Here is a 20,119-nt window from a genome sequence, read left to right as displayed (position 1 = left end):
AACAGACGCTACCGCCCGTCCGGCTCCCGCTCGGCCGAAGTCGACTGCTCGGGTCGTACGGTCACCGCCCGCCCGGTCTGCCGCTTGCCCTCGTCGCGCAGCACCACCCCGAGCAGGCCCAACTCCCTGCGCAACTCGCGGGCGTCGTCGCGGCGGTCCCGCTCGACCGCCCGCTCCCGGGCACGCAGCAGCGCGTCCGCGCCGGCCGGCAACCCGGGCAGGTCGGGCACCCACAGCCGGTACGCCGACCGGTGCGGGTCGTCGTCCGCCCAACCCCAGCCGTGCGCCCGGAACGCCGCCGCCAGTTGCCTGGCCGAATGGTCGGTTGGTTCCCGGACCAGTTCCGCGCCGTCGCCGTCGAGCAGCACCAGGTGCTTGTCGGCGAGGAAGACCACCCGGGTGTCGACCCGGGCGACGGTCCGGTCCTGGTCGGAGCGGTGTAGCCGGACCTGCGCCGGGTCGACGGTGACGATCAGCCGTTCGGCGGTGCCGATCCCGGCGACGACCAGGCCGGCCACGACACCCACGGTGATGGTGCCGGCGGTGGCCTGCGGTTCGGGCAGCCGGTCCAGCCACTCGATGAGGTCGCCGAACGGCACCCAGGGCAGCCGGTTGAGCCAGCCCGTCGCCGCCGCGAGGAGCCACCCGGCGCCCGCGCCGAGGAGCGGGAAACCGCCCCACAGGACCGCCAGCTCCAGCGGGCCGCCACTGACGACGGTGCGGGGACGGTTGCCGGCGACGTCCATGGTCAGGACACCTCGCGGCGCAGCGTCCGGAAAAGGCCGGCGGCCAGCGGGAGAACCATCCAGACGAGCAGCGACACCGCCAGCCGACCCCACTGCCCGGCAGTGACGTGGTTGGTGAACAGCGGCTCCATGGTCCGGCTGGTGTCCAGCCACTCGGCCGGACCGCGCAGGGGTCGGACCAGTTCGCCGAGCACCGACCAGAGGGTCGGCAGCAGCAGATAGCCGACGATGGCCAACGGCGGGTTGAGCAGCAGCAGGCCGAAGGCGGCACCCATCAGCACACCGGCGACCTGGACGATCGCCCCGTTCACGATCAGCGTCGCGTCGACCTGCCAGGTGCCCGCGCCGCCGGTGGCCGACGCCACGAGCGTCCCGATGCTGGCGACGGCCAGTGTGACCAGCAGGGAGGCGAGCGCGGCCAGCACCACAGCGATCAGCTTCGCGGCCACCACCCGCTCCCGTCGGGGCACCAACGCGTACGTGGTGAGGGCGGTGCGCTGGGACCACTCGCTGGTGATCGACAGGATGCCCAGCACCGGCAGGAGCACGTTGACGGGCAGCAGCGAGGTGACGAAGAAGGTGAAGAAGGTCTGTTCGGAATCCTCGGCGTAGATCAGCAGGAGGGTGACGATCGCGACGACGACCAGGCCGATGGTGATCAGTAGCCAACGGCCGGCCCGGGTGTCGACGAGCTTGCGCAGCTCCACACCGGTGAGCCGGAGCAGCGACGGGCGGCGTACCGACGCACGGTGCTGGGGTGCGACGGTGGTGGCGGGCGCGGTGGTGGTGGTCATCGGACGGCCTCCTTGGTGGATTCGCCGGCGGTCAGGGTGAGGAAGAGCTGTTCGAGACCACCGCCGCCGGCGGGGCGCAGCTCGGCCAGCGCGATGCCGGCGTCGGCGGCGGCCTGACCGACCGCCTCGGCGTCGGCCTGCACGAGCAGGCCGTCGGAGCTGTCGGTCGCGGTCAGGTTGGCGGCGTCCAGCGCCCGGCGCAGCGCCCTGTCGTCGCGGGCCCGGACCACAGTCCCGCCGCCGGCCAACAGCTCGTTCTTGTCGCCCTGGGCCACGATCCGGCCACCCCCGATCACCACCAGCCGGTCCGCGACCGCCTCCACCTCGCGCAGCAGGTGGGAGGAGAGCAGCACCGTGCCGCCCCGGTCGGCGAAGTCGCGCAGCAGCCCGCGCATCCAGAAGATGCCCTCCGGGTCCAGGCCGTTGGCCGGCTCGTCGAGGATCAACACCCGGGGGTCACCGAGCATCGCCTGCGCCAGGCCGAGCCGCTGCCGCATGCCCAACGAGTACGCCCGTACCCGCCGCTTCGCCGCCACCGCGTTCAACCCGACCAGGTCGAGCTTCGCGGCGACCTCGCGCTTGTCCAGACCCATGGTGTACGCGGACAGCGTCAACGCCTCGCGGCCGGTGCGCCCGGCGTGCTGGGCGGAGGCGTCCAGCAGCACGCCGACCTCCCGCCCCGGGTTGGGCAGCTCCCGGTACGGGTGCCCGGAGACGGTGGCGCGGCCGGCCGTCGGTGCGGTGAGCCCGCAGATCATCCGCATGGTGGTCGACTTGCCGGCGCCGTTGGGGCCGAGGAAGCCGGTGACGGTGCCCGGCTCGCACCGGAACGACACGTCGTCCACGGCCGGGTGTGGCCCGTATCGCTTGGTGAGGTTCTCTACGACGATCATGTCGCCGAGCGTGCCGGGGCCGCCCGGCCATCCGCTGCGGCCACTGGTCGGTGCCGCGTCGACCTTGGTCGGTCGGCGGGTCTCGACTTTGGTAGCTGGTTGTCGGCCCCCGATGCTGCCTAGCATGGGCGGGTGAGCACCCTCGCCGTCCCGGAGCACCCCTGGCTGCTGCCGGGGGAGCTGGTGGTGCCGGCCGAGCGTGTGCGGGCCCGGCCGCGCCGCACCACCCGGGACTGGGTGGTGGACAGCCTCGCCTTCCTGCTCGGGCTGCTCTGGGTGCTATTGACCCTCGGGGACGCCTTGTCGCCCACCCCGGAGATGACGATCCCGCTGCCGCACGACTGGATGCTCGGCGTCGACACGGTGCTCGGGCTGGTCTGCTGCGGGCTGCTCTGGCTGCGTCGGCGGTGGCCCCTCGGGTTGGCAGTGGCCACCCTGCCGCTGAGCATGTTCTCGATGGCCGCCGCCATCCCTTTGCTGATCATCTACTTCACAGTGGTGGTGCATCGACGGACCGCCGTAGCGGTCGCGGTCACCGGTGTCGGGCTCCTCACCAACCTGGTCTTCAGTTGGGCGCGTCCGGACCCGGTGATGCCCTACTGGCTCACCGTGACCTGGGGTGCGGTGATCACCCTGGCCGTGTTGGCCTGGGGGATGTTCGTCCGGGCCCGCCGGCAGTTGATCGTGTCGCTGCGCGAGCGGGCCGAACGGGCCGAGGCGGAGCAGCAGCTCCGGGTCGCCCAGGCCCGCCACCTCGAACGCACCCGGATCGCCCGGGAGATGCACGACGTGCTGGCCCACCGGATCTCGCTGCTCAGCCTGCACGCCGGTGCGCTGGAGTTCCGCCCGGACGCGCCGGCCGACGAGGTCGCCCGCGCCGCCGGGGTGATCCGGGGCAGCGCCCACGCCGCCCTTCAGGACCTGCGCGAGGTCATCGGGGTGCTCCGGGCCGAGGACGGTGGCGACGACGCCCCGGAGCCGCCCCAGCCGACCCTCGCCGACCTGCCGGCCCTGGTCGCCGAGTCGCGGTCGGCAGGGGTACGGGTCAACGTCAGCGACACGGTCGCCGAGGCGGAGGAGGTGCCGGCGGCGCTGGGCCGGGCCGCGTACCGGATCGTGCAGGAGGGGTTGACCAACGCCCGCAAGCACGCGGCCGGCGCGGCGGTGACAGTGGACGTGGCCGGCGGACCGGGCGACGGCCTGACCGTGGCGATCGCCAACCGGTGGCCGGTCGGCGCACCGGCCGGCGGCACCCTGCCGGGTGCGGGCACCGGTCTGGTCGGCATCAGTGAACGGGTCACCCTGGCAGGTGGCCGGCTCGCCTACGGCCGGGACGACACCGGTGACTTCCGGCTGGCGGCCTGGCTGCCGTGGCCGGCGTGACCGGCCCGGCCGGCTCTTCGGGCGTGACCGGGTCTTCCGGTGCGGCTGGCCCTGTCGACGCGGACCGGCCTTCCGAGGAGGTCGGCACTTCCGGTGCGGCGGGGCCGGAGTCGGTCGTGCCGTCGGTGCGCGTGCTGATCGTGGACGACGACGCGCTGGTCCGGGCCGGGCTCTCGATGATCCTCGGCGGTCTGCCGGACCTGACCGTGGTCGGCGAGGCGGCCGATGGTGGTGAGGTGCCCGCGGCCGTCGCCGCGTACGCCCCGGACGTGGTGCTGATGGACATCCGGATGCCCCGGGTGGACGGGCTGACGGCCACCGAGGCGCTGCGCGCCCAGCCGCACCCGCCGGAGGTGCTGGTGCTCACCACGTTCGACGCCGACGAGCAGGTGCTGCGGGCGCTGCGCGCGGGGGCGGCCGGCTTCCTGCTCAAGGACACCCCGCCGGCGGAGATCGTGCACGCCGTACGCCGGGTCGCGGCCGGCGAGGCGACGCTCTCCCCGACTGTCACCCGGACTCTGATCGCCCACGTGACCGCCGCTGTCCCCGGTGCGGTCGGGCCCGACCCACGCCGGGAGCGGGCGGTGCGGTTGCTCGCCGGTCTCAGCGAGCGGGAACGGCAGGTGGCTGTCGCGTTGGGGCGGGGGCACACCAACGCGGAGATCGCCGGGGAGTTGTTCATGAGTGTGGCGACGGTCAAGGCGTACGTCTCCCGGCTGTTGACCCGCCTGGACCTCAACAACCGGGTCCAGGTGGCCCTGCTCGTCCACGACGCCGGCCTCGTCTGACGCAGGCCGGTTGATCGACTCGGCTTCGTTGACGTCGCGGTGTCCCGCCGTGGAGGTGCCCCGACATCAAGAAATCCGATTCGGTACCGGAATTGAACTTTCGTCCGACGTCTCCCGTACCCATGGCCGAGGATGTCGGTGCGGTGAGTCCGCCGTACCGCTGCCGAGCTGCGGGAGGCCTGCCGTGCGAGTTGGTGAGCAGTCGACGGATCCCATCGACCAGGTACTGGGTGAGGTGCCAATGCCGGCACCACTGACCCCGGAGGATGTTCGGCTCGCGGTCCGGGCGGTGGTCGTGCACACCGCCGAGGAGTGGCCCACCGGGCCGCTGTGCCGCAACGACGGCGCCTCCTACCCGTGCCGCCTGCACCGTTGGGGGCGGCGCGTGTTGGAGGCACACGGGCTCAACGAACGACAGATCGAGGCGTTGATCCGGCACGGCAACCCGTTCGTGCACGTACCCTTCCCGTTCACGGCGACCGGGCCGTCTTCCGCGCGCACCGCCGGTGGTCGGCCGGCGACCACCGGATATCCGGCTCCGGCCGGGCGTACCGGCGGGTTGCCGGCGCGGCAGCAGGCCGCGCGGGCCGTGCCACCGGGTGTACGACCCACCGCTGCCGGCCGGCCGGTGACTGCCCCCGTCACCGCGCCGCGCTGGCCCCGGGCGAGCTGAGCGCGCTACCCCTCCGCCCGCGGACCCGGGGCCGACACGACGTCGGCCCGGCGCGGAGTTTCCTCTCCGCGTCGGGCCGACGTCGCTCCGACAGGTGGCTCAGTCGTTTGCGGCTCCGATGCCGCAGTCCGGCGCCGACCAGCTCGTCGTGTTCGAGCTGCTGTCGCTGTTGTTCTCCCGACGTGAGTCGACGTGCACGTGGTCGTCGTGGTCGGGGTAGCCCGGCCCGTAGATTCCGCTGAACCCGTTGTTACGGGCGGCACGGGCGACCTGGCACAGGGACGACGTCCGTGAGGTGACGTCGGCCGCGTTGCCGTAGAGGTGTTGGCTGTCCGACGCGCCGCCGACCTGGTTGTTGCAGGCCCGACTGCGGAAACCGCTGGACACGTAGAGCGGCTTGTCGCCGAGGTTCTTGCGCAGCGCCTCCAGCTTCCACATGGTGCGCAACGCGTTCTGCTTGGTCTGCGCCGCCGACAGCGGGCCGCCGCTCCACCCGCTGCCACCGCAGCCGTTGTCCAGCTCGCTGTAGCTGAAGTGCGCGGGTGTGCAGTCGTTGTCCTGGAGTTGGTACAGCTTGGCGTAGGTCTGCGGGCCGGCGATGCCGTCGGCGCGCAACCCGTACGCCTGCTGGAACCGTTTGACCGCGGCGGCGGTCTTGGGTCCGTAGCGGCCGTCGTTCTCCACGATGTCCCGGTTGCCGGCCCACCCGGCGACCCGGATCTGCAACTGGCGGACGTCGTCGCCGGAGCGTCCCTGGGTCAGGGTGCGGTTCCACGTGTAGCAGCCGTCCGCATGTGCCGCCGGCGCGGCGACCACCGCGGCGATCGCTGCCCCGGGCAGTGCCAGGGCGAATGCGATGGCAGCACGCTTCAAGGTGTTTACGCGCACAGAAGTCCTCCCGATAGGAGAGCGATTGGGGTGGCCACGGGACATCGACCAAGAAGTCCCGCGATTTCCACCCTGACACTGATCGGGGCGGTTGGAGGCGATTAACGAGAATCGTCCTCACAAACCGTCGCTCCTGGGTATTGACTGGGAATTCGACTGATTTGTGAAACAGCCAATTAATGCCGATCAGCCCTGTTCCGGTCAACCGCACCGAACGTCGCAATCAGCCACACCGAGGGTGATGTTCCCTGACCGACGTCGGCCGGTAACGTCAGCCCCGGGCTGTGGACTGGCGGAGGTGCGCGTGGCACGCGGTGGCGTCTTCTGTGTCGAGGGTCAATGGCACCGCGACCTCAACGAGCGGGGCTCCGTGCTGCCCACCCTGGAGCTGCTGGAGCGGCTCGGCAAGATCCGCTTCATCCACAAGGACGCGGCCACCCGCGACGAGCTGTTCTACTTCCTGGACCGCTGGCTGCTCAAGCAGTACGCCGACCACCGGGTGGGCTTCTTCGCCATGCACGGCGAGCCGAGCCGACTCTGCCTCACCGACTGGCAGTCGGTGGAGTTGAACGAGGTGGCCGACCTGATGGCCGGCCGCGCCGAGGGGCGACGACTCTATTTCGGCAGCTGCTCGGTCCTGCGGGCCTCCGACGCCGTGCTGCGCGAGTTCCTGGAGGTCACCGGAGCCGCTCTGATCTGCGGTTTCACCCGAGAAGTCGACTGGGTCGAATCGGCGGCCTTCGAAACCGTCCTCCTCGACGTACTCGCCAACGGCCAGCGACACAACGCCGCCGAGCTGCGGATGGGCTCGGCCCACTGGGCACCCCTCGCGTCGTACCTCGGCTTCCGGGTGATCTACGCCAACGGCCGAGCCTGGCGACCGTCCGGCCGCCCCCGGGTGCCCACCCAGGCGGTGCACCGCTCCACGGCCCGACCGCGCTGACCCGCCGCCGTCCCCGTACGTGCGCCCTGGTAGGAACGACGAATGGCGCGCAGCATCGCACGGAACACCCGGGTCGACCGGGACGACCTGCTCGACTTCCTCCGGACGCGGCACCGCGTCGTGCTGATGACCACCCGGGCCGACGGGCGACCGCAGTCCTCCCCGGTCTCCGCCGGCATCGACGGGCAGGGCCGGCTGGTCGTCTCGACCTACCCCGAGCGGGCCAAGGTGACCAACATCCGCCGGGACCCCCGGGTGTCGGCGTGCGTGCTCAGCGACGACTGGAACGGCCCCTGGGTGCAGATCGACGGCACCGCCGAGGTGCTCGACCTGCCCGAGGCGCTGGAGCCGCTGGTCGACTACTTCCGCAGCATCTCCGGCGAGCACCCGGACTGGGACGACTACCGGGCGGCGATGGTGCGTCAGGGCAAGTCGCTGATCCGGGTCACCATCGACGCGTGGGGCCCGATCGCCACCGGAGGCTTCCCCGCCCGCCTCGCCGACTGAGGTCGCTCGCACTCGGGAGGCCAGCGCGGCGTCGCGGCCACCTCGACCACCGGCGACTGCGGACACCCGAGGCGGAGGTCATGGGGTGCGGCAGCTGTGCTGTAGAGCTGCCCCGGATATGGGGCGGCCGAAGGCGGCAGGTCGCCGGCCGCCTTCGCGGCGCGTTCGGGGTGGGGTTCGTTTGCCGGGATACCTGTCGCCGCACTGCCCCATATCCGGGGCAGCTCTACAGCGGCGGCGACAGACGGGTGGGGTCGACAGCTCGGCTGTCCGGTGTCGCTGCCGCCAAATCCACGGAGGTCAGTGCCGAGCGGCCCGGCGGTCGTACCAGTCAGTCGGTCAGCGCCGCGTAGACCAGCTGGCGCAGCTGGGAGCGCAGCGGGTAGGTGCTCGACGGCATCAGCTGGGTGAACAGCAGCGCGGTGATCTCCTCGGCCGGGTCCACCCAGAACGCGGTGCTGGCCACCCCACCCCAGTAGTACTCGCCGACGCTGCTCGGCACCCGGCTGGGGACCGGGTCGTCGACGACCGCGAAGCCGAGGCCGAAGCCGATCCCGTCCAGCGTCGTCTCGGCGAAGCCGCCGGTGGAGAGGGCGCCCAGGTCCTGACCCCCGGGCAGGTGGTTGCGGGTCATGAACCGCACCGTGCGGGGCCCGAGAAGCCGGACGCCGTCCAGTTCGCCGCCGCGCAGCAACAGTTGGGTGAAGCGGTGGTAGTCGGCCGCACTGGAGATCAGACCGCCGCCACCGGACAGCAGGGCGGGCTTGCGGAACGCGAGTGCGCCGAGGCTGTCGTAACGGACGGCCTTCCCGCTGCGCGGCTCCGGTACGTAGAGGGCGGCCAACCTGTCGGCCTCGTCGCCGTCCACCCACCAACGCGTGTCGGTCATGCCCAGCGGGCCGAAGATCCGGTCGGCGAAGAACGCGTCCAGGCTCTGCCCGGAGACCACCTCGACGAGCCGGCCGAGCACGTCGGTGGCGACCGAGTAGCCCCAGGCGGAGCCGGGCTGGAACAGCAGCGGCAGCTCCCCGAAGACCGCGCAGGCCCCGGCCAGGTCGACGTCCGCCGGCGGGTACAGGTCGTAGCCGGCGGCCCGGTACAGGCCGTCGACCACCGAGGTCTGCATGAAGCCGTACGTCAGGCCGGCCGTGTGGGTGAGCAGGTGCCAGACGCGGATCGGCTCGGTCGCCGGCACCGTGTACGGCTTGAGCACCGACCCCTTGGAGTAGACCCGTAGGTCGGCGAACTCCGGCAGCCAGCGGCTGACCTCGTCGGTCAGCTCGAACCGGCCCTCCTCCCAGAGCATCATCGCCGCGACCGAGGTGACCGGCTTGGTCATCGAGTAGATCCGCCAGAGCGTGTCCGCCTCGACCGGAGCACCCGACTCCCGGTCCCGCAGCCCGTACGTCGAGGAGTGCGCCACCTCGCCGCGACGGGTGACCACCACCTGCCAGCCAGCCAGGCGGCCGTCGTCCACGTACCGGCCGAAGTGCTCGTCGATCCGCGCCAACCGTGCCGGGTCGAAGCCGATCTGATCCGGGTCCTTGCTCCGCGCCACACTCACGTCGCCGAACCTACTCGGCGGTATGCCGGCGCTGGAAGGGGGTCGCCTCGGCTCGGCTGTCACCGCTGCCCACTAACCTGACCGGATGCCGGAGCTGACCGAGGACGTGACCTTCCGCAACGAGGACTGGTACGGCGAGGAGCTGACCGACCGGCATTTCGTCAGTTGCGAGTTCTTCGACGTGGACCTGACCGAGGCGGCGAGTCGGGGAGCGGTCTTCACCGGGTGCACGTTCGGCAACGTCCGGTTCAACGCGTCCCGGCATGTCGACTCGGCCTTCACCCGGTGCGTCTTCCGCCGGTGCAACTTCTTCGAGGCCGAGTTCACCGGCTGCAAGCTGGTCGGCAGCACCTTCGTCGACTGCGACCTGCGCCCGTTGACAGTCGACGGCGGCGACTGGTCCTTCGTCGCGCTGCCCGGCGCCGATCTGCGGGGTGTCCGGCTGGCCGGGGTGCGGATGCGGGAGGTGGACCTGACCCGGGCCAACCTGACCGGCGCCACCGTCACCGGCGTCGACCTGTCCGGCGCGCAGCTGCTCAACGTCCGGCTCGGTGGCGCCGACCTGCGGGGCAGCGACCTCACCGCGCTCGATCCGACGGTAGTCGAGCGGGCCGGCGCGATCGTCGACGTCGGGCAGGCAGTGGTCATCGCGCAGTTGCTCGGGTTTCGGATCGGCTGACCCGAGCGGCGTTCGTGGCCTGCCGAAGTGCCCGCCGGCGCGGGCGGGACGTCGGGCCTCGTCCGACTGCGGGCTGGACACGTCCGGCAGTCCGGATCTAGCGTGTCGTCCACACCGGTACGAACGCGAAACGGCCCACAGTGGACGGTGTGATCCGCTGCGGTCGGCGGCGGCCGGGTGGTGGAGTTGGAGGGGTCGGTGGCGGACGAAGACCGCACGCGCACTGATTCGGGTGCCGAGGACGCATCGGCGAAGCACCGCTCGGGTGCCGTCACCTCCGGGCAGACCCGCGCCGCGCTGCGCCGGGTCGCCCGTGCCCGACGGCGTAGGCGTTGGGCGGTGGAGGGGGTCGCCGTCCTCGCCTGCCTGGCGGCGTTGATCTCGTACCTGAGCTTCCGGTCGGAGCCGGCGCCCGACGACGACCAGGCGGGTGGTGCGGGCGGCGTGACCGGGGTCGTCGCCCGTTCTCCCGGCTTCCCGGCCACCGACGGGCGCACCGGTGACGCGGGGCCGGCGGAGCCCGGCCTGCGTCCGCGCCAGCGCCCGCCCTCGCCCGACCCGACACCGTCCACGACCGCGCCGGCCCCGCCGCCAGCGTCACAGCAGTCTGCGGAGCTGTCGGTGACCCGGGGGGAGATGCCCGCCGAGGTCAACCTGACCGCCGTGGGTGCGCGGGACTGGATGCACTGGGGGCAGCGCGGGGGCAACTCGACGGTCCGCAAGCGGGCGGGTTCCGGGGAGATCGCCGACGAGGGTGGCGCCGGCACCCGCGTCGCCTGGGACGGCAACCAGGAGCACGTCCGATGGTCCGACGGCTCGTCGCAGCGGTCCGCACGGGACAGCTCAGAAGGCGTCTACACCTGCGGCGCCGGCAACGGGTTCTCCCTCGCCGTCGCCGGCAGCGGTGAGTCACGCACGGTCCAGCTCTACGGCGGCATCTGGATGGCCCGGGGGCGCCTGGAGGCTCGACTGTCCACCGGCGGGCCCGCCAGCAGCGTGGTGCTGGAGGACCCGTACACGAGTCAGAGCGCTCAGTTCACCATCACGTTCACGGTGCCGAAGGGCGCCCGACTGCTGCTGAGCTGGAAGGTCGAGAAGGTCTTCACCCCGCACTGCGGCAACGTCGGCCTCCAGGCAGTGGCGGTCCGCTGACCGGCAAACCGCCGCGCGGCCACACAGCGGGACAGTTTGTCCGTCGCCGACGGTCGAGGAGGTCGTAGCTTTCTGCTGTCCCCATCCGACGATCCAGTGTGGAGGCAGCGGAGATGAGTAGTGCCGCCCACCGCGTCCGTCGCGCCGCTTCGTCCGGTGCCGCTGAAGCGTCCGGGGAGGTGCTCCGAGACATCCCCCTGCCGCCGTACGTGACGGGCGAGGACACCCAGTTCGCGGTGCGGGCGGTGGTGGTACACGCCCCCCGGCGGTGGTCCGGGGGAGTGGTCTGCCGCAACGACGCCAGCCCGCACCCGTGTCGCCTGCACCGTTGGGGCACCCGGGTGCTGGCACTGCGCGGGCTGCGGGCCGCCGAGATCGCCGCCCTCATCGAGCGCGGCGACCCGACGGCGGTGGTCCCCCCACCGAAGCGTCCGGCCTGAGCGCGCGTCCGGCCGGGAGGCGACAGCCCGCGCCTCCCGGCCCCCCACTCAACAGGTGATCGGTTTGACCCAGGAGCACTCGACGCCCTCCGGTGTCCGGGGAGTCTCCGGCACCGCCGGCGGTGCCATCCGGGCGGTGCTCGCACCGTCCGCGCGGAAACCGGCCAGTGCCACGGCGATCTGGTCCTCCAACGGCTTGACCGACGCCGTCAGGTAGTTGTTTAGCAGGATGGCGAACGCCAGCAGTCGGCCGTCGGCGCTGGTGACGTAGCCGGAGAGTCCGGAGACACCGGTCAGGCTGCCGGTCTTCGCGTGCACGTTGCCGGCCGCGGGGGTGCCGGCCATCCGGCTCCGGAGAGTGCCGCCGACGAACCGTTCGGGTTGCCCGGCGATCGGCAGGGCCGCGTACCAGGTCTCGAACCACGGTTCCGCGCGGACGGCGTCGAGCAGGTCCACGAACTCCGCCGCCGGGACCAGGTTGCGCCGGGACAGCCCGGATCCGTCGCGTTGGCGTAGTCGCCCGGTGTCCATCCCGGTGTCGGCGACGTACTCGCTGATCGCGGTCATGCCGGCGGTCCAGGTGCCCGAACCGCTCAGCACCCGGCCGATCTCCTTGGTCAACACCTCGGCGTGCCCGTTGTTGGAGAGCTTGAGGAACGGTGTCATCAGCTCGCCGAGACTCATCGAGTCGTGCCGGGCCACCGGGTGGGCGGTCTCCGGGGTGGCCTGGCCCAGCACGGTCCGGCCGATCACCCGGACGCCGTGCCTGTGCAACGCCGCTCGGAACACGTCGGCCGCGTAGCCGGTGGGTTCCCAGACGGTCACCCAGTCGCTGGCGGGCTCGTCTCCGACGGCGATCTGGCCGGTCACCACCACTGTGTTGCCGCCGTGTTCGCGCTCGATCGAGATCGAGGTCTCGCCCTCGGCGACCGTCACGGCCCGGTTGTCGACGCGGACGTATGCGGTGGGCGGGGTCGTGTTGACCACCGGCGGGGCACCGGCCCGGCGGGCGGGTGCGGCCTGCACGATCACCGTCCCGGCGTCGTAGTCGGTGTCCGGGGCGACGGTCAACGCGGAGACCTGCGCGGCGTAGTAGTAGGGCTCGTCGTCCCAGGTCCAGTCGGGGCCGAGGCGGGTCTGGTCGTAGCGGGTGTCGTCGGCGACCAGGTTGCCGGTGACCACCCGTACCCCGTCGGCGGCGACCTGGGCGGCGAGCGCGTCGTAGTCGGCGGCGAGCATGGTCGGGTCACCGCCTCCGCGCAGGTAGAGGTTGCCGGTGAGCAGACCGGCGCGGCGTTTGCCGCTGGTGTGCACGTCGGTGGTGAAGCGGTGGCCCGGCCCGAGCAGCCCGAGGGCCGCTGTCGAGGTCATCAGCTTGGTGTTGGAGGCCGGGATGAGCCGGCGGTCGCCGTTGCGGTCGTAGAGCGTCTGCCCCGTGCTGGTGTCGACCACGACCACCGAGGCCTGCGCCCCGCCGAGGCGGGCGTCGGCGAGGATCGTGTCGATGGTGTCGTGCAGTCGGGTCGTCGCGGGGGTGGGCGACTCGGCCGTGGCGCCCGACGCGCCGGTGGTGGCTGCGGTGGCGGCCAGCGTGAGCAGCGCGAGGGCCCGGACGAAATGACGGCGATGCATGCGCTGATGCTGCCACGAAGATAATCGCCGGAAAAGAGCGCCACGCGAAAGTTACTGCCAATCGGGCTACGTCGGTCGTCCCACCGACTTCTCGTGTCCACCCCAGTAGTGCCGCTGCGCCCCCATGACCAACGGCGCGACCAGGGCGGCGAGCGCACCACCGAGCAGCGGGAAGACGATGAACACCCAGAGCTGCCGCAGGGCCACGCCGCCCTCGAAGACCGCCGGGCCGAACGCACGGGCCGGGTTGACCGCCGCGCCGGTCAGCGTCAGACCGACCAACTGGGTCGCGGCGAGGGCCAACCCGATGGCCACCCCGGCGGTACCCGGGTTCTCGCTCCGACTGGTCACCACCAGGACGACGAGGACGAACAGGAAGGTCAGCACGACCTCCAGAACCGCCGCGCCACCCCGGTTGATGTGGGCGCCGTAACCGTTCGTGCCCAGTGCCCCGGTCTGGTCCGCGACGTCGCCCCAGCGGGTCAGCGCCCAGAGCGCGAAGGCGGCCACCGTCGCACCCACGAACTGGGCGATCCAGTACGCCACCGCGCCGAGCACCGAGATCTTGCCGGAGAGCAGCACACCGAGTGTCACCGCCGGGTTGACGTGACTGCCGGACAGCGGGCCGATCGTGTAGACGAGAGCGAGCATCACGAACCCGAAGGACAATGCGACCACCACCACGCCGCCCTGAACCCGTGCCGCGACGGCGCTGCCCACTCCGAAGAAGACGAGCAGCAGGGTTCCGAGGAACTCGGCCGCATACCGCCGGAAGTCGCTCATCCACTCAGCGTAGGTGCAGGTCAGGGCGTCATTGGCGAAAGTCTGTGATCGGCGCGACGGCCGACTACGGGCACACCGGCGCCGACCGTGGTGTTGCACACCAGGTGGACACCCACTCAGCGGACGTCGTGGTGATCGGGGCCGGTCAGGCCGGCCTGAGCGCCGGCTACCACCTGCGCCGGACCGGCTTCCCGCCCGGCGGCGGCTTCGTCATCCTCGACGCCGACGACGGGCCGGGCGGAGCCTGGCAGCACCGCTGGCCGACGCTCGTCTTCGACCGGGTGCACGGCTTCCACGACCTGCCCGGGCTGCCCCTCCCGCCCGTGCAGCCCCACCGTCCGGCGGCCGAGCAGGTACGCGCCTACTTCGCCGCGTACGAGAGGACATTCGACCTGCCGGTACGACGTCCGGTGCGGGTCCGTGCGGTGCGTTCCCGCCCGGACGGGCGGCTGGACGTGCACACCGACCAGGGCCGGTGGATCGCCCGCGCTCTGATCAACGCGACCGGCACCTGGACCCGGCCGTTCTGGCCGCACTACCCGGGCCGGGAGTCGTTCCGGGGCCGGCAACTGCACACCGCCGACTACCGGGGGCCGGCCGAGTTCGCCGGCCTGCGGGTGGTGGTCGTCGGTGGGGGCACCTCCGCCGTGCAGTTGCTGGGGGAGGTCTCCACGGTCGCGGCGGCCACCACCTGGGTGACCCGCCGACCGCCGGAGTTCCGCGACGAGGAGTTCGGCCCGGAGTTGGGCCGCGCCGCGGTGGCCCGGGTGGACGAGGCGGTACGGCAGGGCCGCCCACCGGGCAGTGTGGTGGGCGTGACGGGGCTGCCGGTCACGCCGGAGGTACGCCGGCTGCGTGAGCGGGGCGTCCTGGACCGGCTACCCGTGTTCGACCGGATCACACCCGACGGGGTGGCCTGGGCGGACGGACGGTTCGTCCCGGCGGACGTGATCCTCTGGTGCACCGGTTTCCGCGCCGCCATCGACCACCTCGCCCCGCTGGGGCTGCGCGCCCCGGGCGGCGGTATCACGATGGACGGCACCCGGGTGGTCGCCGACGAGCGGATTCACCTGGTCGGTTACGGCCCCTCGGCCAGCACGATCGGCGCCAACCGGGCCGGTCGCGCGGCGGTCAGCGAGATTCGCGCCTGGCTGGCCCCGGCCCCCGCTCTCGACTGACCTGGCTCTATTTGACGGATCGGCGGTCAGCGGGCACGGTGGAGGTGGCGGGGCCCTCAGCTGCCCCCGATTCGATGCGACGGCGATGACCGTTCGCCCTTTCTGTCGCCTCCCCGATGCGTTCGTCCGCGGACCGATCAGCCGGTCTGCGAGAGCGTTTCGACCGGGAGCCGAGATTCCACGAGGAGTTCCACTCATGCTCACCATGACCGACAACGCCGTGCTCGTCATCCGTGACCTGGCCAACCAGCAGGACGTCGCCGAGGGCGGCGGAGTGCGTATCGCCGCCGACACCGAGGCCGGCTCGCTCTCGGTGGAGCTGGTGCCCGAGCCGGCGCAGGGCGATCGGGTGGTCGACAACCAGGGCGCCCGCATCTTCCTCGACGAGGACGCCGCCGAACTGCTCGGCGACGCCTCGGTGGACGCCACCGTGGACGACGAGGGCGTCATCCAGTTCGGCTTCACCGAGAAGCAGTAGCCACCCGTCTCACCGCAGCGAGCGTCCGCGCTGTGGCGGACCGGGCCGGGGATTCCACCTCGGCGCGATGTCGCCGTCCGGGCGCAACAGCGTGGCGAGTACGTACGCCAGGTGGTGTGAGGTGCTCCAGGCCGCCCAGTTGGCGGCCGAACCGGCGCCGGCGCCCCGGCGGGCCCGGCGGAGCAGCTCGTGGTCACCCCAGGAGAACGCCGCGCCGGTGCTCGGCCAGTGCGGCGCCGACACCAGCGTGCGGCACAGGTCGGCGAACCGCTCGTCGCCCCGGCCACCTCGCCGCGCCCAGCGGTAGATCCACCAGCTGCCGTCGTCCGTGTACCGCACCGTCGGCAGCCGATCACCAGGATCACCGTTGCCGGGCACGGCCGGGTGGACTCCGTAGTCGCCGTAGTCGACACCGGTGTCGGCCAGCCGTTGCCAGAGCTGCCAGTCCCAACGGTCCAACCGGATCGGCTCGTCGGTGGGCAGCCGGGACAACGTCGGTGGCATCCCACCCGCTGCCACGGTCACCGAGCGCCAGGCGTGCCGGCGCGCCCAGTCGAGCAGGCGGCGCACCCGCGGTTCGGCCGCCCGCACATCCGCCGGGCAGCACACGTCCCCCGCGTCCACCAGCAGGTCGCACTCCTCCGGAACGAGGTCGGTGGACCGCCAGACCCGTTCGGCGGCGGCGGTGCTGCCGTCCGGCCCGGCCCGGTCCTGGCCGGCCCGCAGGCGGACCAGCGCCCGCCGGCCGCACGCCCGTGCCGCCGCGCCGTGCGTGACCAGCCGGTGGTCGCTCTCCGTGAGACCGATGACCGGCACCAGGGGTACGCCCCAGCGGCTCAGCTCCGCTGCGCGGCTGTCGGGGAGGGCGCTGACGTCCACGGCCGGCAGGAGCCCGGCTGGCAGCCGGCGCAGAACGTCCACTGTGGTCCTGTCGACGGTGCCGATCTCCAGGACCGGGGCGACACGTGCGGTGGCCGTCTGGTCGAGGTGGCTGAGGGCATCCAGCTCACCGCGCCGGCAGGCGAGGATGGGGCGGTAGACCGGTTCCGCCGCCCGGCTCCCGGGGGCGGGCACCATACTTCAATCTAGCCAGGCATGCGCATATGTCACAGCTCGTGGAGTCGGAATTCGGCTGCTCGACTGTCGTCTCGGCGACTACGCTCCTCCGATGCCCGAGCCAGCGCACCGCTACCGTTCCGACGACGAGGACAGCGGCCGGTGGGCCGGATTCCGGTTCCGTGACGGCGACATCGTGATCAGCACCCGTTCCAAGAGCGGCACCACCTGGATGCAGATGATCTGCGCGCTGCTGGTGCTGGGCACTCCCGAGCTGCCGGCGCCGCTGAACGTGCTGTCGCCCTGGCTGGACTGGCTCGCCGAACCCCGTGACGCGGTGTTCGACAGGCTGGCCGCGCAGCCGCACCGGCGGTTCATCAAGACGCACACCCCGCTGGACGGGGTGCCTCTCGACCCCCGGGTGCACTACGTGGTGGTGGCCCGGCATCCGCTGGACATGGCTGTCTCGCTCTACCACCAGGCGGGCAACCTGGACCGGGCGCGCCTCGCGGAGCTGACCGGCCAGCCCGCCCCGTCCGGGCCGACCCGGGAGCGCGTGCCGGTGGAGCAGTGGCTGCGCAGCTGGGTCGACCAGGAGGTCGACCCGCGTGCCGAGCTGGATTCGCTGCCCGGGGTGATGCTGCACCTGACCGATGCCTGGGCGCGTCGACACGAGCCGAACGTCGAGCTGGTGCACTACGACGACCTGTTGGCCGACCTGGGCGGTGAGATGCGCCGGCTCGCCGACCGGTGGGAGCTTCCGCGTCCGGGGCCGGAGCTGGTGGAGGCGGCGACCTTCGGCCGGATGCGGGAGCGCGCCGACCGGCTCGCTCCGGACACGCTCGGTGTGCTGCGCGACCGCCGGGCCTTCTTCCGCCAGGGCGGCTCAGGCCAGGGCCGGAACATGCTGGACGCGACCGCGCAGGCCGGCTACGAGAAGCGTGTGGCGGCGCTGGCTCCGCCCGACCTGCTCACCTGGCTACACCGCTAGCCCTCACCCCCCACCCCCGGCTTTGTCACCACACAGCTCCATGATCGACACAGGTGGGGGTGGGGTGGGGTGGGGGAATGAGCGCGCGGCGCCGTTGGACCGTGGTCGCAACGTCGCCGCGCTCTGGCCGTCTCCCACCACCGCAGCCGTTCGGCGGTACGCCGGCGGGGACCTGGCTCGACCGGCCGTTCATGCCGGTCGGGTTGTCGATCCCCGGTAGGTTCGGATCCAAACCCGCCGAACGTGGGGAATTCCACCATCTGCGAGTCCCGGCGTGGTGCACCGCCGAACGGGGTATGAGCGGGGGCATGGAGCATTTCACGATCGCGACCGTCGCCGAGAAGAGCCCGGATTTCCGGCGGGTGCTGTGGACCGGTGAGCACACCCAGTTGGTCATCATGACCATCCCCGCCGGTGGTGAGATCGGCGAGGAGGTCCACGAGGGCATCGACCAGATCCTGACGTTCGTCAGCGGCGTCGGCGAGGCCCAGGTCGCCGGCGAGAAGAAGAAGGTCGCCGCGGGCGACCTGGTCGTGGTGCCGTCCGGCACCAAACACAACTTCGTCAACACCGGGCCCAACCCGCTGGTGCTGTACACCGTCTACGGCCCGCCGGAGCACGCCGACCAGGCGGTGCACCGAACCAAGGAGGAGGCCGACGCGGCGGAGGCGGCGGGCGAGGACGAGCCACCCACCGAGTGATCCGGCCGCCGGCTGCCTGATCCGACCCGATGTGGGTACCCGCGGCGGGTGGAGCAGCAGCCGGCGATCTCCGACTACGCATTCCTCTCGGACTCTCGTTCCGGCGCCCTCGTCGGCAAGGACGGGTCGGTCGACTGGTGGTGCCCGGACCGGTTCGACGGGGTGTCCGTTTTCGGACGGCTGCTCGACCCTGGCGCCGGGCACTTCAAACTGGCGCCGGTGGGCGTCGGCGGACCGGGTCATCGGACGGAGCGGGCGTACCTGCCGGACTCCCTGGTGCTCCGGACGGTGCATCACACGCCGGAAGGCAGTGTGTCCGTCACCGACGCCCTCGCCGCCGAGGCCGGAGCCCGTGCACACGAGCTGGGCAAGAACTCACCCGCCGTACTGATCCGAGTGGTGCACGGGCTGACCGGGCGGGTGCGGATGGCACTGGACTTCGCGCCCCGACCCGAGTACGGCCTGCTCACTCCGTACCTGCACGAGCAGCCCGACGGCGGTGTGCTGGCCGGCGCGGGCCCGGTGGTGCTGGTCTTGCGCGCCGACGATCTGGACCTGCGGGCGGACGTCGACCGGGTCACCCACGAGTTCGAGATCTCCGCCGGTCAGGTGATCGGGATGGACGCGGCGTTCGGTGAGACGTACGGCACCCCACCGGCCCGGATGGAGCCGTTGGCCGCCCTCGCCGAGACGACGCAGGCGTGGCAGGCGTTCCGCGACACGCACATCTACAAGGGTCGGTACCCCGAACTCGTCCGGCACAGCGCGACGGTCCTGACCGGCCTCACGTACTCCCGCAGCGGCGCGGTCGCCGCGGCACTGACCAGTTCGCTGCCCGAGCAGGTCGGTGGCGACCGCAACTACGACTACCGCTACTCCTGGCTGCGGGACTTCTCGTTGACGATGCGCGCGCTCTGGGTGGCGGCCTGTCCCGACGAGACGTCGCGGCTGTTCGCCTGGGCGACCCGCTCGATCGGCCGGTTCGGCGACGAACCCGTGCCGGTGCTCTTCGGGTTGGAGGGTGAGCGGGACCTCTCCGAGCACCACTGCAACCACCTGCGCGGATACCGCGACAGCCGGCCGGTCCGGGTCGGCAACGACGCCTGGCGGCAGCGGCAGCTCGACGTGCCCGGGGAGGTGATGTCGGCGGTGTGGCGGCTGCGCGACTACCTCGGGGCGAGGTTCGAGGGCGAGCTGCGGGAGATGGTGCTCGGGTTGACCGAACAGGTGGCCGCGACCTGGCGTCTGCCGGACCGGGGCATCTGGGAGACCCGGGACGAGGAGCGGCACTACGTCTCGTCGAAGGTGTCCTGCTGGCTGGCGCTGGACCGGGCGGTGGGGCTCGCCGACCGGCTCGGCGACCGGGCCGACCCGCACCGCTGGGCAGCGGTACGCGACGAGATCCGGGACACCGTGCTGCGCGAGGGGTGGAACGAGCGGATCGGGGCGTTCACCGGGGCGTTCGGGTCGCCGGAGCTGGACGCCTCGGTGCTCGCCATGCCGGTGGCGCGCTTCCTGCCGGCCACCGACCCGCGGATGCGCTCGACCATCGAGATGGTCGAGCGGGACCTGGGCACCGAGAGCGGACTGCTGCGCCGGTGGACGACCGACCCGGCCGGCTTCCTGCTGTGCTCGTTCTGGCTGGTGGAGTGCCTGGTGATGACGGGGGAGCCGAAGCGGGCCGAGGCGCTGTTCGAGCGGGTGATCGGGTTCTCCAACGACGTGGGACTGTTCAGCGAGCAGATCGACCTGACCACCGGGGTGCAGCTCGGCAACACCCCGCAGGCGCTCTCGCACATCGGGCTGATCAACGCAGCTTGGCGGTTGACGGAGCCGAACAGTTTCTGAGC

General features: G+C 72.0%; 21 protein-coding genes. 13 read left to right on the top strand and 8 right to left on the bottom strand.

Going from position 1 to position 20,119, the window contains the following annotated elements; translation table 11 throughout:
• Positions 1-8 precede the first annotated feature (8 nt).
• The 3 genes from O3438_RS17265 to O3438_RS17255 are packed head-to-tail and all read right to left on the bottom strand — an operon-like array spanning position 9 to position 2,433.
• Positions 9-746: a YqeB family protein gene (locus tag O3438_RS17265; protein ID WP_269680928.1), complete on the bottom strand. Its 738-nt coding sequence runs from the start codon at positions 744-746 to the stop codon at positions 9-11.
• A gap of 2 nt (positions 747-748) precedes the next feature.
• Positions 749-1,540: an ABC transporter permease gene (locus O3438_RS17260; RefSeq protein WP_269680927.1), complete on the bottom strand. Its 792-nt coding sequence runs from the start codon at positions 1,538-1,540 to the stop codon at positions 749-751.
• A complete protein-coding gene (locus O3438_RS17255; protein ID WP_269680926.1) occupies positions 1,537-2,433 on the bottom strand; it encodes an ABC transporter ATP-binding protein in 897 nt (298 codons plus the stop codon). The genes O3438_RS17260 and O3438_RS17255 overlap by 4 nt, the downstream gene beginning before the upstream one ends.
• A gap of 132 nt (positions 2,434-2,565) precedes the next feature.
• Here O3438_RS17255 and O3438_RS17250 point away from each other — a divergent pair, with 132 nt between their 5' ends.
• The 3 genes from O3438_RS17250 to O3438_RS17240 all read left to right on the top strand — a co-directional run bounded on the left by O3438_RS17250 (position 2,566) and on the right by O3438_RS17240 (position 5,277).
• Positions 2,566-3,816, top strand: coding sequence for a sensor histidine kinase (locus tag O3438_RS17250; RefSeq protein ID WP_269680925.1), 1,251 nt, complete (start codon positions 2,566-2,568; stop codon positions 3,814-3,816).
• Entirely contained in the window at positions 3,795-4,604 is an 810-nt protein-coding gene (locus O3438_RS17245) for a response regulator (protein WP_269683668.1), read from the top strand. The genes O3438_RS17250 and O3438_RS17245 overlap by 22 nt, the downstream gene beginning before the upstream one ends.
• A gap of 241 nt (positions 4,605-4,845) precedes the next feature.
• Positions 4,846-5,277, top strand: a complete 432-nt coding sequence (locus tag O3438_RS17240; RefSeq protein ID WP_269680924.1) for a hypothetical protein — start codon at positions 4,846-4,848, stop codon at positions 5,275-5,277.
• Positions 5,278-5,376: 99 nt separating this feature from the next.
• On the opposite strand, the gene O3438_RS17235 is transcribed toward O3438_RS17240, so the two are convergent.
• A complete protein-coding gene (locus O3438_RS17235; protein ID WP_269680923.1) occupies positions 5,377-6,165 on the bottom strand; it encodes a D-Ala-D-Ala carboxypeptidase family metallohydrolase in 789 nt (262 codons plus the stop codon).
• Positions 6,166-6,469: 304 nt separating this feature from the next.
• Between O3438_RS17235 and O3438_RS17230 the strand changes: the two genes are divergently transcribed.
• A complete protein-coding gene (locus O3438_RS17230; protein ID WP_238645255.1) occupies positions 6,470-7,108 on the top strand; it encodes a DUF6642 family protein in 639 nt (212 codons plus the stop codon).
• 42 nt (positions 7,109-7,150) lie between these two features.
• The gene (locus O3438_RS17225; protein ID WP_269680922.1) at positions 7,151-7,615 is read left to right on the top strand and encodes a PPOX class F420-dependent oxidoreductase; all 465 of its coding nucleotides are present in this window, start codon (positions 7,151-7,153) and stop codon (positions 7,613-7,615) included.
• 331 nt (positions 7,616-7,946) lie between these two features.
• Here O3438_RS17225 and O3438_RS17220 read toward each other — a convergent pair whose 3' ends face one another.
• On the bottom strand, positions 7,947-9,179 hold the full coding sequence (locus O3438_RS17220) for a serine hydrolase domain-containing protein (protein ID WP_269680921.1): 1,233 nt from the start codon (positions 9,177-9,179) through the stop codon (positions 7,947-7,949).
• 85 nt (positions 9,180-9,264) lie between these two features.
• On the opposite strand from O3438_RS17220, the gene O3438_RS17215 reads away from it, so the two are divergent.
• The 3 genes from O3438_RS17215 to O3438_RS17205 all read left to right on the top strand — a co-directional run bounded on the left by O3438_RS17215 (position 9,265) and on the right by O3438_RS17205 (position 11,450).
• On the top strand, positions 9,265-9,858 hold the full coding sequence (locus O3438_RS17215) for a pentapeptide repeat-containing protein (RefSeq protein WP_269680920.1): 594 nt from the start codon (positions 9,265-9,267) through the stop codon (positions 9,856-9,858).
• Between the two features lie 198 nt (positions 9,859-10,056).
• Positions 10,057-11,010 carry a hypothetical protein gene (locus O3438_RS17210; protein ID WP_269680919.1) on the top strand — a complete coding sequence of 318 codons (954 nt, stop codon included), beginning with the start codon at positions 10,057-10,059 and terminating at the stop codon, positions 11,008-11,010.
• Positions 11,011-11,123: 113 nt separating this feature from the next.
• Positions 11,124-11,450, top strand: coding sequence for a hypothetical protein (locus tag O3438_RS17205; RefSeq protein ID WP_269680918.1), 327 nt, complete (start codon positions 11,124-11,126; stop codon positions 11,448-11,450).
• A 48-nt stretch (positions 11,451-11,498) separates the two neighbouring features.
• Here the strand turns inward: O3438_RS17205 and dacB are convergent, their stop codons facing one another.
• Both dacB and O3438_RS17195 read right to left on the bottom strand, forming a co-directional pair.
• Positions 11,499-13,082, bottom strand: a complete 1,584-nt coding sequence (gene dacB, locus O3438_RS17200) for a D-alanyl-D-alanine carboxypeptidase/D-alanyl-D-alanine endopeptidase (protein ID WP_269680917.1) — start codon at positions 13,080-13,082, stop codon at positions 11,499-11,501.
• Between the two features lie 66 nt (positions 13,083-13,148).
• Entirely contained in the window at positions 13,149-13,865 is a 717-nt protein-coding gene (locus tag O3438_RS17195) for an MIP/aquaporin family protein (protein WP_269680916.1), read from the bottom strand.
• Positions 13,866-13,909: 44 nt separating this feature from the next.
• Between O3438_RS17195 and O3438_RS17190 the strand changes: the two genes are divergently transcribed.
• Entirely contained in the window at positions 13,910-15,043 is a 1,134-nt protein-coding gene (locus O3438_RS17190) for an NAD(P)-binding domain-containing protein (protein ID WP_269680915.1), read from the top strand.
• Between the two features lie 196 nt (positions 15,044-15,239).
• Entirely contained in the window at positions 15,240-15,521 is a 282-nt protein-coding gene (locus O3438_RS17185) for an adhesin (protein ID WP_269680914.1), read from the top strand.
• 9 nt (positions 15,522-15,530) lie between these two features.
• Here the strand turns inward: O3438_RS17185 and O3438_RS17180 are convergent, their stop codons facing one another.
• The gene (locus O3438_RS17180) at positions 15,531-16,598 is read right to left on the bottom strand and encodes a beta family protein (RefSeq protein WP_269680913.1); all 1,068 of its coding nucleotides are present in this window, start codon (positions 16,596-16,598) and stop codon (positions 15,531-15,533) included.
• Positions 16,599-16,689: 91 nt separating this feature from the next.
• Between O3438_RS17180 and O3438_RS17175 the strand changes: the two genes are divergently transcribed.
• The 3 genes from O3438_RS17175 to O3438_RS17165 all read left to right on the top strand — a co-directional run bounded on the left by O3438_RS17175 (position 16,690) and on the right by O3438_RS17165 (position 20,117).
• Positions 16,690-17,568: a sulfotransferase domain-containing protein gene (locus tag O3438_RS17175; RefSeq protein ID WP_269680912.1), complete on the top strand. Its 879-nt coding sequence runs from the start codon at positions 16,690-16,692 to the stop codon at positions 17,566-17,568.
• 308 nt (positions 17,569-17,876) lie between these two features.
• A complete protein-coding gene (locus O3438_RS17170) occupies positions 17,877-18,269 on the top strand; it encodes a cupin domain-containing protein (protein WP_145785287.1) in 393 nt (130 codons plus the stop codon).
• Between the two features lie 48 nt (positions 18,270-18,317).
• On the top strand, positions 18,318-20,117 hold the full coding sequence (locus O3438_RS17165; RefSeq protein ID WP_269680911.1) for a glycoside hydrolase family 15 protein: 1,800 nt from the start codon (positions 18,318-18,320) through the stop codon (positions 20,115-20,117).
• Positions 20,118-20,119: the final 2 nt, after the last annotated feature.

The sequence above is a fragment of the Micromonospora sp. WMMC250 genome (assembly GCF_027460215.1).
Taxonomy (GTDB): Bacteria; Actinomycetota; Actinomycetes; order Mycobacteriales; family Micromonosporaceae; genus Micromonospora; species Micromonospora taraxaci.
This window is presented reverse-complemented; position numbering and strand designations above follow the sequence as displayed.

Bases quoted from the DNA above. Each gene is read 5' to 3' on its own strand.
- O3438_RS17265 (WP_269680928.1), bottom strand. From the start codon at position 746: ATGGACGTCGCCGGCAACCGTCCCCGCACCGTCGTCAGTGGCGGCCCG.
- O3438_RS17260 (WP_269680927.1), bottom strand. From the start codon at position 1,540: ATGACCACCACCACCGCGCCCGCCACCACCGTCGCACCCCAGCACCGT.
- O3438_RS17255 (WP_269680926.1), bottom strand. From the start codon at position 2,433: ATGATCGTCGTAGAGAACCTCACCAAGCGATACGGGCCACACCCGGCC.
- O3438_RS17240 (WP_269680924.1), top strand. From the start codon at position 4,846: ATGCCGGCACCACTGACCCCGGAGGATGTTCGGCTCGCGGTCCGGGCG.
- O3438_RS17225 (WP_269680922.1), top strand. From the start codon at position 7,151: ATGGCGCGCAGCATCGCACGGAACACCCGGGTCGACCGGGACGACCTG.
- O3438_RS17215 (WP_269680920.1), top strand. From the start codon at position 9,265: ATGCCGGAGCTGACCGAGGACGTGACCTTCCGCAACGAGGACTGGTAC.
- O3438_RS17205 (WP_269680918.1), top strand. From the start codon at position 11,124: ATGAGTAGTGCCGCCCACCGCGTCCGTCGCGCCGCTTCGTCCGGTGCC.
- dacB (WP_269680917.1), bottom strand. From the start codon at position 13,082: ATGCATCGCCGTCATTTCGTCCGGGCCCTCGCGCTGCTCACGCTGGCC.
- O3438_RS17195 (WP_269680916.1), bottom strand. From the start codon at position 13,865: ATGAGCGACTTCCGGCGGTATGCGGCCGAGTTCCTCGGAACCCTGCTG.
- O3438_RS17185 (WP_269680914.1), top strand. From the start codon at position 15,240: ATGCTCACCATGACCGACAACGCCGTGCTCGTCATCCGTGACCTGGCC.
- O3438_RS17180 (WP_269680913.1), bottom strand. From the start codon at position 16,598: ATGGTGCCCGCCCCCGGGAGCCGGGCGGCGGAACCGGTCTACCGCCCC.
- O3438_RS17175 (WP_269680912.1), top strand. From the start codon at position 16,690: ATGCCCGAGCCAGCGCACCGCTACCGTTCCGACGACGAGGACAGCGGC.
- O3438_RS17170 (WP_145785287.1), top strand. From the start codon at position 17,877: ATGGAGCATTTCACGATCGCGACCGTCGCCGAGAAGAGCCCGGATTTC.